This window comes from Bacillus taeanensis (genome assembly GCF_003318295.1).
Classification (GTDB): Bacteria; Bacillota; Bacilli; order Bacillales; family UBA6769; genus Maribacillus; species Maribacillus taeanensis.
Genome location: NZ_QOCW01000002.1, coordinates 154549 through 167985 on the forward strand (window position 1 = coordinate 154549; position 13437 = coordinate 167985).

Consider the following 13437-nt stretch of genomic DNA (forward strand, 5'->3'; position numbering starts at 1 on the left):
ATCTTCTCATAGTAGTTTACTTGTTTCATAATAAATGGGGAAGGGAATATACATAATAACATTCTTTTTTAAGTTAGTTAAGATAGGAAAATTGTGTGGTTAGTAAAAGAGAAAATAATGAAAGAGGGAGGAAGAAAAATGTCAAAAGATATTATTTTACATCAATTACATATTGCAAGAGGAATCACTACAAATTATTTAAAAAGCTTTCCTGAAGATATAGCAGATATTGTACCAACTGGGTTTAATAATAATATTCGTTGGAATTTTGGACATATACCAGTTGTTGCAGAAAAACTTGTATTTGCACCTGCAGGAGAAAATATACAACTTCCAAAAGAGTTTTTTGCTTTCTTTAATGCTGGTACTCATCCTAAGGACTGGGAAGAGCCTGCCCCATCATTTCTTGAAATTGTGGCGATCTTAGAAGAACAAAAGAGTCGTCTTCTTAATACCTTTTCTAACCGTTTAGATGAAAAGCTTTCTGAACCATTTCAATTAAGAAAAAATATGACGTTTCAAACAATTGGTGAACTTCTTTTATTCAGCTGTTATCATGAGGCTATGCATATTGGTACAATAAAAAGTATGAAAAAAGCAATTGATGCAAAAAAATTCTAAATTATTACAAAGAGGTTGGCTTGTAGAGCCAACCTCTTTGTAATTAAGCAGCGTATTTTTTATTAGTAATTGATCAATAGGTTGATATGTCGATTAATCGAGAAGGGAAAGTTAGTTGTTAACTTGTTCAGCGGCTATCATACCAGATAATACAGTACTCGATGTTTCATCACCAAGGAATCCCGCCTGATTACAAACCCATAAGTCATCAATTCCAGAATAGCTTGAATAATACTGAAGCAAGTTGGATTTTCTAGTTGGAATATAGCCTCTGCCTCTTCCTTCTTGTCGAGGAATAAAGCGATTAAACGTTACAGGCCTACCTGGAAGGATAAGTTCAATTGATTCCGAGAAGCCAGGAAAACGTTTTGTCACTGCATAAATCATTTGGTCTGTATAACGATTATTTTTATCCTTATATTCATTTCGATTCCACCACTGTTTCGGATCTGTATAAGTAGAAATAGTAATGGAACGCTTATGGTTGGGTGCCATTATATAATCGTTTTGTGCTGATAAGGAAAATGAAAACTGATTTCCTTCTGAATGAGGCTTGTCATACTCTTGAATAAATTGATGATACAGGACATCTTCTTCGGGTTTTTTATTAATAAACTCATCATTACATCCAGCATAAAGCATAAAGGTTCCCCATGTCTCATGTGCTGCTTCTTTCGTTTTATGATTAAGAAATTTTTTTTTCTGTAAAGAAGGTGCAAGAATTTCCTGAATGTTATGAAGTGAATTATTTAAAATGAGTTTTTTTCCTGTAAATAATTCTCCGTGCTGATTTGTTACATGCCATCCATTTTCTTTGCGTTCTGCTGATACAATTTTGTTTTGCTTTTTTACTTTACCGCCTTGTTTTTCGATAAAAGCAGCAAGATCATGAGCCACTGATGCAAGTCCGCCTTGGATGTAGAAAGCATCTTGATGAAAAGCTTGTAGTGCAGCATATCCTAAAAAGGCTGGACAGTTTTCTGCTGTTGTTTGAATACGTTCCATTAATTGTCCATTTAAAAAGTGTAAAAATTCTTTATTATTTTCGAGATTGAATTTTTTTAATCGATCCGCAACTGTCTGGTTAACAAAGGGAATTAATTTAAATGTATGCCGGTTTATTAAGCTTGTGATTTTTGGTATTTTTTTAAATTTTTGTTTAGGCATGGGGAGGTGTTGATGAATGACTTCATCAAGGTACATCCCTGTACGAAAAACCTCTTCGAAAAAGTCGATCATCCGTGCGTGTTCTTTTGGGAAATGAGTCGAAAGTTCCCGATACCAATTACGCTTTTTCTTATAATAGCGAATCTTCCCATCAGGTAGATGTACATCCATAATAACAGGAAGCTTTGTCATCACAGGAAGAGGAAGACCAATCTTTTTATATAAATTAAAGAGCACACCATTTTCCTCAAAGCCCATTCCAACTGCTGTTTCCGCTGAAAAGCGAAATCCTTTCCTTTCCAAATTGCCACTACGTCTGCCAAGGTCATTAGAAGCTTCAAATAAAGCGACATTATGCCCGTATTTAGAAAGAAGGGTTCCTGCTGATAATCCATCAAAGCCAGCACCAACAATGATAATATCAAAATCATACATGTTTAATCACCTATTTCTTAATAAGCTGCCAGTAATAAAAAATTTGTATTTAAAACGATTCAAATTTTTATAAAAGGGTATTTCTACAAAGATAACATAAGAGGACTATGGTTGTTAAGGAAACGAGCTATTAAATGAAATCAAAAGATATTATAAAGGGATTTCCAACGAATGTGTAGAACTAAATAAACTAGTACACTTACATGCTGTGTGCACTAAGCTTTATAAAAAAGAAGAAGGAGGTGCCTTTTACATAGGGAATATTCTACAATAAATTCTACAAATCGTGTGTTTATTAGAATTTCTCTAATAATATTTACAAAAACTTAAAAAAATTGAAATATTATCGTTATAATGTTAGTTTATAATTAGTAATAGATATAAAAAAGTTGTTGTAAAATACTTTTGCTCTATTTTTACTACCTCCAGCTTTCTAAACAAATTGGGTTGTCACTTAGCCTCTGGACTACTTTAAGAAAGGGGAAATGAAAGTGATTTTAGAAACAACTGAACTACACTATGAATTGGTTGTTGACTTATGTTTATTGGAAGAGGAATCTCCTGTTATAACTAATTATCAAGGCAAAGAATTAGAAGGAAAGGGTAAAAGTGATCAGAATTTAGATGAAAAAATCACTAATTTTGATAAGCGTATGTTGAGTATTGAAAAACAGCTAAAAACGATGGAAAAAACAAGACAGCCTACATCAAAGAAGTTAGAAGCGGAAGTAGCGCTGCTTACTCGTGAACTGCATGAATTGAAAGAAGATCTCATGGTTCCCGTTCCTTAAAAGAACGAATTAAAGAATGTAGAATGTAAGTTGATTAACAAAGCCTGTTGAAATAGCTTAAATTAAATTGAAAGCGCTTTATATTTTTTGAAGTCTCTCCGCTGTCAAATGATAGTGGAGGGATTTTTATGTTTCTTTTTCTAGAACTTTATGTTAAATATCGCGAAAGTTTTCTTTTAATGATATAATTTCGTAGATATCAAATATTGGAGGATTTAATAATTTATGATTACTGTTAATAATGTAAGTTTACAATATGGAGACCGAAAATTATTTGAAGAAGTTAATATTAAGTTTACACCAGGAAATTGCTATGGTCTTATTGGGGCAAATGGCGCTGGGAAGTCAACCTTTTTAAAAATTCTCTCTGGTGAAATTGAAGCGCAAACCGGTGATGTACATATGAAGCCAGGTGAGCGTCTAGCTGTATTAAAGCAAAATCACTTCGAATATGAAGAACATGAAGTATTAAAAGTGGTTATTATGGGACATGAGCGTCTTTATGAAGTGATGCAGGAAAAAGATGCAATTTATATGAAAGCTGATTTTTCTGAAGAAGATGGTATGAAGGCAGCGGAGCTTGAAGGAGAGTTTGCTGAATTAGATGGTTGGGAAGCAGAATCCAATGCCGCTATTTTATTAAAAGGTCTTGGTATTGATGAAGAGCTTCACACGAAAAAAATGGCTGATTTAACTGGTGGAGAAAAAGTAAAAGTTCTTTTAGCTCAAGCATTATTTGGTAAGCCTGATGTTTTACTTTTAGATGAGCCGACAAACCATCTTGACATTAAAGCAATTCAATGGCTTGAAGAATTTCTTATTAACTTTGAAAATACCGTCATTGTTGTGTCACACGACCGTCATTTTTTAAACAAAGTATGTACGCATATTGCTGATTTAGATTTTGGTAAAATTCAAATTTATGTAGGGAACTATGATTTCTGGTATGAGTCAAGTCAGCTTGCCCTAAAAATGGCGCAGGATGCCAATAAAAAGAAAGAAGAAAAAATCAAAGAGCTTCAAAATTTTGTTGCCCGTTTTAGTGCAAATGCTTCAAAATCAAAACAGGCAACATCTCGTAAGAAATTACTTGAAAAAATCTCTTTAGATGATATTAAACCATCTTCAAGACGTTATCCTTATGTTGCATTTACGCCTGAACGAGAAATTGGGAATGACTTATTGCGTGTAGATGGCATTACTAAAACAATTGATGGCGTGAAAGTGCTTGATAATGTTAGCTTTATTATGAATAAAGATGATAAAATTGCCCTTGTTGGAAAAGATGAAATTGCTAAAACAGCATTATTTAAAATTTTAATGGGTGAAATGGAACCGGACAGCGGAACATTTAAATGGGGTGTTACAACATCACAAGCCTATTTTCCAAAAGATAACTCAGAGTACTTTGAAAACTCTGATATGAACCTTGTGCAGTGGCTCCGTCAATTTTCACCAGCTGATGAAAGTGAAAGTTTCCTGCGCGGATTCTTAGGAAGAATGTTATTCTCAGGAGAAGAAGTATTAAAAAAGGCAAGCGTTTTATCAGGTGGAGAAAAAGTACGCTGCATGCTTTCTAAAATGATGTTAAGTAATGCAAATGTATTACTTTTAGATGAACCAACAAACCATCTTGACTTAGAGTCCATTACAGCAGTAAACAATGGTCTTGTTAGCTTTAAAGGCTCCATGATCTTCGCATCGCATGATCATCAGTTTATTCAAACTATTGCAAATCGCATTATTGAAATTACTCCTAAAGGTCTTGTGGATAAACAAATGACATATGATGAATTTTTGGAAAATAAAGATGTTCAAAAACAGCTTGAACAAATGTATCAATAATGAAAGAACATCTGCAGGAGCATCATCCCTGCAGATTCTTTTTTATGCAACTTTTATCGCTTTACCAAATGGTACTCTTGGCAAATAGTCATCAGGGATTAACCAAAATACTTCCTTTGTAAATGTTAATTCTTCATAAATATAACCGGTTACGTCTGTAATATAAAAAATGGTATCAACATTTTGTTCTGCCCATTCTAATACTAGGGTATAAGAGGATTTGCCGTGCTTGAAATATTGAATGTTATGATTAGTGATTAAAGAAATGTCTCGAATTTGGAAATCGGCTTGTATTAATGTTGTATCTGGTCTAACTTCTTGAAACAATTTAATAATATTATTCATAAGAATGGGGCGAGCTGGTAATTCTGAAGTATCAACAGCAAGCGCAATCGATTTATTTTCTCTTTGTTTCAATAGGGAAAGAAGATTAGATTGCCATCTCATTTCATATCAACTCCTCAGTTTTATATGAGCAGTTGTATTTTGTATCATTCTCAATTATTTATGTTGAAAAATTCAAAAAAAATGAAGCATAGTTACATATCATAAAGGGAAGTAGACAAATATGATATGATTATTCATAATAAAAAAAGTAAAAAATAATAAAGCAATAACTTTTAAGCATAAAAAAGTAGTATAATAATGTGTAAACCAACAATAATTTGATTTAGGAGTGTGGATTTTTTTGGACGAAGTGCCATTGAACTTGTTTATTCTTTTAGGTTTTTTAATTTTTCTTTCAGCCTTTTTTTCATCAGCAGAAACAGCTTATTCTAGTGTAAATAAAATTAGGTTAAGAAACTATATGGATGAACAAAGACGGGGAAGTAAAAATGCATTATATATTGCCGAAAATTTTGATAATGCCTTGTCAACGATTCTAGTCGGAAATAACATCGTTAATATTGCAGCTGCCAGTATTTCAGCAAAAGTAGCAACAGATTTATTTGGCGGAAGCAGTGGCCTTTTTATAAGTACGGTTGTGATGACAGTTTTAATCTTAATTTTTGGGGAAATACTACCCAAGTCATTTGCCAAAGAAAACGCTGAAAGTTATGCGTTAGCTATTTCAAGTATATTGCTGCTTTTAATTAAAGCTTTAACACCAATTAACTTTCTTTTTAGTAAGTTAAAATCACTTGTATCTAGATTCTTCTCAAAAGATAATGGAAATTTACCTTCAGTAACTGAAGAAGAATTAAAAGTGATGATTGATTTAAGTGAAGAAGAAGGTGTGATTAATAAAGATGAAAAAGAGCTTGTTCACCGCTCATTAGATTTTAACGATATTAGCACAGGTGAAATATTAACGCCTCGAATTGATATGATTGCCATTGAAGTAAATCAATCAGTGGATGAGATTAAACATGTATTTTTAGAAGAGAGGTTTTCAAGAATTCCTGTTTATGAAGAGCATATCGATAATATTATTGGGATCTTATCTGAAAGAGAGTTTTTAGCTCACCTTGTGCAGTATGGTGAAGTAAATATAAGAGAGTTAATTAGAAAACCGATGTTTGTCGTGGAATCAACAAAAATTGCGACTCTTTTGCCTGAACTTCAGAAAAGCAAAGTGCATATGGCAATTGTAATTGATGAATTTGGAGGAACGTCAGGTTTAATTACCTTAGAAGATATATTAGAAGAAATTGTTGGTGATATATGGGATGAACAAGATGAGAAAATTAATGTCATGACCCAGCTTAATGAAAACACTTATGAATTTCATGCAGAATATCAGCTCGATAATTTCTCGAAATTGTTAGATATACATCTTCCTGAAAGTTCCTATCATACGCTTGGTGGTTGGATTGTTGAAAAGCTTGAACGCATTCCAATTGAAGGCGAATACTTTGAATATGAGAACTTAAAAGTAACCGTGGATGAAGTAGAAAATCGAAGAATAAGAAAAATCAAAGTAGAAGTTTTTAATATTGCTTAAATAAAGCAAACAAGAAAGAGGCTGACTTATTAGAGTCAGCCTCTTTCTTTGTTTTCCTACTTTAAATTGCCCAATTTCCGTTTCTGAAGATTGCTTCACGTTTTCCATCAGCAGTCTCACCGTCAATGTTCATTTCAGCAGAACCAATCATGAAATCAACGTGGGTAAGGCTCTGATTTAAGCCGTTTTTCTCAAGTTCCTCTTTAGACATATTTTTGCCGTTCTCAATGCAGAAGGAATACGCATTCCCGATTGCAAGGTGGTTGGAGGCATTTTCATCAAACAATGTGTTATAGAAAATAATGTTAGAGTTTGAAATAGGTGATTCATGTGGGACAAGCGCTACCTCGCCTAAAAAGTGTGATCCTTCATCGGTTTCGATGAGGCGTTTTAATGTTTCATAACCTGTTTCAGCTTCGTAATGAACGATTCTCCCGTTTTCAAATGTAAGCTTGAAGTTTTCAATCACATTTCCGCTGTAGTTTAATGGTTTTGTACTTGAAACTGTCCCATTAACCCCCTCTTTTAATGGGGTTGTAAACACTTCTTCAGTTGGCATATTTGCAACAAATGATGTACCTGTCTTGTTCTCGCTTCCTCCAGATACCCAAATATGTTTATCAGGAAGTTCAATTGTTAAGTTTGTGCCCGGTGCTTTGTAATGAAGAGCTTTATAATTTTTATTATTTAAATAGTCACTTTTTTGATTGAGTGAAGAAATATGTTGCTGCCATGCAACGACGGGGTCAGCTAAATTAATTCGTGTTGCATTGAAGATTGCGTTCCACAGTTTAGTAATTTTTTCATCTTCAGAAGCATTAGGAAAGACTTTTTCAGCCCACTCTTTTGAGGCGTACGCTACAATTGACCAACTAATTTTATCTGATAAGATATAGCTGCGAAAGCCCTGCATTGCTTGACCAGCTGTTTTATTTGCTTCAGCAATTCGATCTGGATTGATACCTTTTAATAAGTCAGGATTTGAAGAGACAATAGATAAAATCGCTGCCCCGTTTTCAGCCATTTCTTCGTAACCTTTTGCTTTCCAGAGTGGGTATTCTTTAAATGCTTCGTCTGGAGCAAGATCATATTTAATTCGTGTTATTTGTTCATCATGCCATTCAATATGAACATTCTTTGCACCTGTTTCATAAGCTTTTTTTGCTATTTTTCGAACAAATTCTGCTGCAAGAAGCGGGGCGTTTATGATAAGCGTTTGCCCTTTCTGTAGGTTTACACCTACTTTTACTGCAAGTTCAGCATATTTTTCTAGTTGTTGTTCAAATGTCGTCATAAAATTCCTCCAATATTTATGTATAGTGGTTTATATTATCGTATCAGTTTTATTATCAATAGAAAAGGAAACCGTCTTCATGGTTATATGAAAAACCTTTGAATCGCATACTAATTTTTGAGGAATCTACTCTATAGTTAGAAAAAGACCGACATAAATCGAGAATAAACAACGAATGATTGCTTATATTAACTTTGCTATCAATATTTGAAGCAGTGGTGTTCATGTAAATGAAACAACCATAATTTGAAATTTTTAGATATGGAGGAAAGAGGATGTCTGATAGTTTCCGTAAATTACAGGAAAGGAAACCACCTTCTAAAGAGAGTGATGCAATCCAGAATCGAAACAGTTGGCTTAAAGTATTTGTAGTGGTTTCATTTACTGTATTAATTTGTTATAAAATTGCAACTGCACAATTTGTATTTCGTTTTGCTGATTTTATTTCACTTTTTTTGGCTTTATTTTCAATTAGTCTTTCCTTATTTTATTATTCAAAAGTAAAAACACTTACTGAAAAATTAAATGCATTAATAATAAAGATTGACGATATGTCGAGTGTGGAAAAGGCATTATCTGCTGAAATTAAAAATGAAGAAGCAGATGAAATTTTTTCTCAAAAGGAAGTAGAGGTAGAACTTAAAGAATTTGAGGAAGAAGCAAACGATTTGGCAGAAGTGGAGAAGAAAAAAGAGCTGCAAAGAATTGAATGGGATAAAACTCAAATTCTAGAAGAATTATTTTTAAAAGCAAAATTGCAAGATGAAGAAAAAGATCTGTATCGAGAGAAAATCGTCCAAAAAGAAAATGAGGCATTTAACCTTAAACAGGAATTAACACAAATGAAAGGTAAAATACAGCAGGTGGTCTCCGAAAAAATACTAAGAGGAGATCCACAGATTGAAAAAATTGTTCATATTGTACATGCGGATTTTATTTTAAAAGCTTCTTTTGATGATTTAAATGAGAAGCTTCACTCTCTAAGGCTTCATCATATTCTTCCTCAAGAGACAATCACATATCTGGAAAAGGCAGGATATGTTGATGGATACTTTAATGTGACGCGTGCAGGATATCGTGAGTTTATTAAATATGCAAAGAAAATGAATATAAATGAAATGATTGGAAATGGAAAATAATAACAAGCCATCTAAAGAAGATTTTCTTTAGATGGCTTGTTATTATTTTCCTCTAATTAATGATGAGATGTACTTGGCTAATTTTATATTTAAATTCCTTAATGCTTTGTCATTAGACCTCTTTTATTAACATAATTTTAATATACATAGCCTATAGGGGGACGAAGGGATGCACACACATAACGATACAGATATGAAAACTAAAAAGAGAGTAGAGTTGGAAAAGCTGCGGAGTATATGTGATCCAGCAATTTTCTTGTTTGAAACAACAGAAGATGTTACAAAAGAAACAGAAGAAATTATTGGGCAAAAACGTGCGGTAGAAGCAGTAGAATTTGGCCTTTCTGTTGAACAACAAGGGTACAACATTTTTGCAGCAGGTCCTTCAGGTACAGGTAAGACAACATTCATTCAAATTAAAGCAGCCGCTTTTGCAAAAGATAAATCTACCCCGAATGATTGGTGTTATGTATATAATTTTGAAAATCCAGACCGGCCTCTTGCACTTTCCTTTCCCGCTGGAAAGGGAGTGGAATTTCAAAAAGATATTGCTAATTTATTAATGGAGATAAAGCTTGAATTAAATCGTGTTTTTACAGATGAGGAATTTAATACAAAAAAAAGGTTATTAGTCCAATCATTAGAAAATAATATTGATCAAAAATGGAAAGATGTTGAAAACTACGCCAATACACTTAATTTAGGCATTGAGAAATCTGATACAGAAATTGCAACATTTCCAATTCGAAATGGAAAATCATTGACAGATGAAGAGTTTAATGAATTAGATGAAGTTGAGAAAAAAAATTTAAAGAAAAAAAGGGAAAAAGTTCAGGAAAAGGTAAATGAAATATTAGCGGAAATTCAGAAAGTGGAGCGTAATATCACGCGTATTTTAAATAATTTAATTAAAACAATTCTAGAAGAAAGTACAACGCCATTTTTAAGCATATTAAAAACAAAATATAAAAGAAATCAAAGTATCATTGATTATTTGGAGTCTTACGGAGCTGATATTGTTGAACGTTTTTCGATATTTATAAAAAAGCAAAAAGCGAATAAAGATAACTTGTTAGAATCTTTGCTGGATGAAGACGCAAAACTTGAACGTTATACAGTTCACATTTTTGTGAATAATGCTGGTAAAGAGGGTGCACCAGTTATTTATGAAACAAACCCAACATATCAAAATTTAATTGGGAAAATCGAATATAAAAATTCCCTTGGAAGTTTAGTAACAAGCTTTAAGCGGATAAAACCGGGAGCTTTGCATTTGGCAAATGGGGGTTATTTAATTTTGCAAGCCTCTCAATTGCTGAGAAAGCCAAACTCTTGGGAAGGTTTAAAACAAATGTTAAAAACAAATTGTATTATTATTGAGAATATAAGTGAAGAAAACAGTGTAATTGGAAAAGCTGGTATGAAGCCAGAGTCAATTCCTTTAAATGTAAAAGTTATCTTAATTGGATCTCCATATTATTTTGAACTATTATCAAGTTTAGATGAAGATTTTTATAAGTTATTTAAAGTAAAAGCAGAATTTCATGCTCAAATGGAACGAAATGATGAACATATTGAAAAAGTTGTTTCCTTTGTAAAGCAATTTGCGGAAAAAGAAAAGTTAAAACCATTTCATCGAAGTGCTGTTGCCGTACTTGTTGATTATAGTTCACGGCTCATTTCTGATCAGTATAAGCTTTCTACAAGATTTCAAGACTTAACGAAAGTGCTTGTCGAATCGAGTTATTGGGCAGTTCGAGAAAACGCTGAAATCGTTGAGAGTCAGCACATAGAAAAGGCAATCCAAAAACAAACATATCGATCTAATTATATTGAAGAAAGATTAAGGCAGCTCATAATAGACGGAACTCTTATGGTAGAAACTGATGGCGAAAAAATTGGTCAAATTAACGGCTTATCTGTCATGAGTACGAGCGAATACCGATTTGGGCTGCCGAGCAAAATTACAGTACAAACATATGCAGGCGGCGGAGGTGTTACAAACATTGAAAGAGAAACAAGCTTAAGCGGACAAATTCATACAAAAGGACTACTGGTGCTTAGTGGATTTCTTTCTGGTGTTTTTGCAAAAAAGCGCCCTATACCACTGTCTGCAAGTATTACCTTTGAACAAACATATAATATGATTGATGGAGATAGCGCCTCCAGCACTGAACTATACGGTCTTTTATCATCACTTGCCAATGTCCCAATTAAGCAGGGAATTGCTGTTACAGGGTCTGTGAATCAATGGGGACATATTCAAGCAATAGGAGGTGTTAATGAGAAAATTGAAGGTTTTTATTATGTTTGTAAGGAAAAGGGTCTAACTGGTGAACAAGGCGTTATTATTCCTCAACAAAATGTTAAAAATTTAATGTTAAATCAAGAGGTCATTGAAGTTATAAAAGATGGAAAGTTTCATATTTGGGCTGTTGAAACAATTGCAGAGGGAATCGAAATATTAACGGGAATATGTGCAGGGCATAATCGTAATGAGGAAGGCAGTTTTCCTGATGGGACGCTTTTTAGAAAAGTTGAAGAGCGCATTAATAAAATGTATGAAACAAAAAAATCTCAGCCAAAAACACGAACATTAAAACCATATAAACGAAGATAATCTCCTGAGAAACAGGAGATTTTTTCTTTTTTATGAGGCGCTGTTAACAAACCTCTCTATATAGAGTGTTGTTAAAATGTAAATAAATATATAAAGGATAGCAGGATTAAAGTGACGATTAAGGGGGGAAACGTTAATTAGGAGGGAGAGAAAATGAGTCAGCGAGCATATCGATACAACCATAACTTTTCCAAAGAAAGTTTCCAAAGAAGTTTAATTGCTTTACAACATATTGAGCATCAAATTGAATGTTTTAGTCCCTACTATAACCAAACGCAGCTTAAAACAGGTATACAAAAAATTAATAAAGGCGATATTATTGAATTAACAAATCAACGTAAATTTTTATTTGATATTGGATGGTATACATTAGTAATTATTAATAACGAAAATCAGCTTTATATGTCGCTTGATTGTTTATTAGAGCATTTAGAGAATGATCAGCTTTGTACAATTTTTGATTTTCAGCTAGAAGTTAACTATTGGCAGCATCAGCTCGATAAATCATTAGAAGAACGTGATCGAGAGAAGTTTTTTACTGCATCAGAAAAGCTAAATCATTACAATAACATTGCTGATTTCAATCATTCTTTTTAAGAAGGTAAAAAGAATGTAGTTTAAATAATGAAAAGAAGAAGGGAAAGATGGCTCATTATCCTTCCCATCTTCTTTTTTTACCACCAAATCTGTGGTGCTTTTTCGCTAGAAACGCCATCATCAAGTTTGTTTTCTTCCTCCCAAGAAAGGGTATCTAAAAACTTGCAAACATCTTCTTCAACTTGATTTCTTTCTTCTTCAAGTGTAATAATATGGCCTGATTGCTCATACCAATTTAACTTTTTATTTTCTGTTTTAACCGTATGATAGATGATTTCAGGACTGTCTAGGTTAATCACTTTATCATGTCTACCTTGGACAACAAATGTGGGTACAGTGATGTGTTTAAGATTCTCTCGAACATCAGCAACAAGCTTTTGAAGCAGTTGAATCATCTCTAATGAATTCCTTTCAATGATGTTTAATTCCTGTTCAATTTGTTCATCATTTTTCCTTTCATGTTTTTTATATTCTCTTGAATAAGAGAGGACCATGTTACGGAGAATATTCTTATTTTGAAGGCCCATTGGTGCACACATTGGCACAATACCTACTAAAGGTAATTCTAATGCCAGTTTTAGTGAAAAGACTCCACCAAGAGATATCCCTGCTGCTGCAACTTTTTTATAGCCGCTATCTCTTAAAAAATTGTACCCATCGATGACATTTTTCCACCAATCTTGAGGGGTTGATTCAATAAATCGTTCTGGCGGTTTGCCGTGTCCTTTATATAAAGGAGAATGTGATGTGTAGCCTTTGCTTTGCAAATATCTTCCAAGCATACGAACATCAGCCGTATTACCAGTAAATCCATGTAAAAGAAGAACCGCTCGATTTCCTCCTTCAAAAGTGAAAGATTTTGGTTCAACAACTTTCATTGCAAAACCCCCTTTTTTCTTTATTGTTTACAAGATTCAACCTTTCATCCTTTATTTTATATAGATAGGGTTTTTGAATTAAAATGAAGATTTTAAGCAGGAAAA

At 33.2% G+C, this 13437-nt stretch carries 11 protein-coding genes; 7 read left to right on the top strand and 4 right to left on the bottom strand.

The window, feature by feature from the left end; genetic code table 11:
- Positions 1 to 138: 138 nt before the first annotated feature.
- Positions 139 to 621 carry a DinB family protein gene (locus DS031_RS03195; RefSeq protein ID WP_113804490.1) on the top strand — a complete coding sequence of 161 codons (483 nt, stop codon included), beginning with the start codon at positions 139 to 141 and terminating at the stop codon, positions 619 to 621.
- Positions 622 to 732: 111 nt separating this feature from the next.
- Here the strand turns inward: DS031_RS03195 and DS031_RS03200 are convergent, their stop codons facing one another.
- Complete coding sequence (locus DS031_RS03200) at positions 733 to 2223, bottom strand: phytoene desaturase family protein (RefSeq protein WP_113804491.1); 1491 nt, start codon at positions 2221 to 2223, stop codon at positions 733 to 735.
- 491 nt (positions 2224 to 2714) lie between these two features.
- On the opposite strand from DS031_RS03200, the gene DS031_RS03205 reads away from it, so the two are divergent.
- Positions 2715 to 3014: a hypothetical protein gene (locus DS031_RS03205; RefSeq protein ID WP_113804492.1), complete on the top strand. Its 300-nt coding sequence runs from the start codon at positions 2715 to 2717 to the stop codon at positions 3012 to 3014.
- 225 nt (positions 3015 to 3239) lie between these two features.
- A complete protein-coding gene (locus tag DS031_RS03210) occupies positions 3240 to 4859 on the top strand; it encodes an ABC-F family ATP-binding cassette domain-containing protein (RefSeq protein ID WP_113804493.1) in 1620 nt (539 codons plus the stop codon).
- A 42-nt stretch (positions 4860 to 4901) separates the two neighbouring features.
- On the opposite strand, the gene DS031_RS03215 is transcribed toward DS031_RS03210, so the two are convergent.
- The gene (locus tag DS031_RS03215; RefSeq protein ID WP_113804494.1) at positions 4902 to 5306 is read right to left on the bottom strand and encodes a hypothetical protein; all 405 of its coding nucleotides are present in this window, start codon (positions 5304 to 5306) and stop codon (positions 4902 to 4904) included.
- Between the two features lie 241 nt (positions 5307 to 5547).
- Here DS031_RS03215 and DS031_RS03220 point away from each other — a divergent pair, with 241 nt between their 5' ends.
- Positions 5548 to 6804: a hemolysin family protein gene (locus DS031_RS03220; RefSeq protein ID WP_113804495.1), complete on the top strand. Its 1257-nt coding sequence runs from the start codon at positions 5548 to 5550 to the stop codon at positions 6802 to 6804.
- Between the two features lie 61 nt (positions 6805 to 6865).
- Here DS031_RS03220 and DS031_RS03225 read toward each other — a convergent pair whose 3' ends face one another.
- Positions 6866 to 8098, bottom strand: coding sequence for an aminopeptidase (locus tag DS031_RS03225; protein WP_113804496.1), 1233 nt, complete (start codon positions 8096 to 8098; stop codon positions 6866 to 6868).
- A gap of 275 nt (positions 8099 to 8373) precedes the next feature.
- Here DS031_RS03225 and DS031_RS03230 point away from each other — a divergent pair, with 275 nt between their 5' ends.
- The 3 genes from DS031_RS03230 to DS031_RS03240 all read left to right on the top strand — a co-directional run bounded on the left by DS031_RS03230 (position 8374) and on the right by DS031_RS03240 (position 12454).
- On the top strand, positions 8374 to 9237 hold the full coding sequence (locus DS031_RS03230; protein ID WP_113804497.1) for a hypothetical protein: 864 nt from the start codon (positions 8374 to 8376) through the stop codon (positions 9235 to 9237).
- 169 nt (positions 9238 to 9406) lie between these two features.
- Complete coding sequence (locus DS031_RS03235; protein ID WP_113804498.1) at positions 9407 to 11857, top strand: Lon protease family protein; 2451 nt, start codon at positions 9407 to 9409, stop codon at positions 11855 to 11857.
- 153 nt (positions 11858 to 12010) lie between these two features.
- Complete coding sequence (locus DS031_RS03240; protein ID WP_113804499.1) at positions 12011 to 12454, top strand: hypothetical protein; 444 nt, start codon at positions 12011 to 12013, stop codon at positions 12452 to 12454.
- A gap of 77 nt (positions 12455 to 12531) precedes the next feature.
- Here DS031_RS03240 and DS031_RS03245 read toward each other — a convergent pair whose 3' ends face one another.
- Positions 12532 to 13332 (bottom strand): alpha/beta hydrolase, encoded by an 801-nt coding sequence (locus DS031_RS03245; RefSeq protein ID WP_113804500.1) that lies wholly within the window; start codon positions 13330 to 13332, stop codon positions 12532 to 12534.
- Between the last annotated feature and the right edge of the window lie 105 nt (positions 13333 to 13437).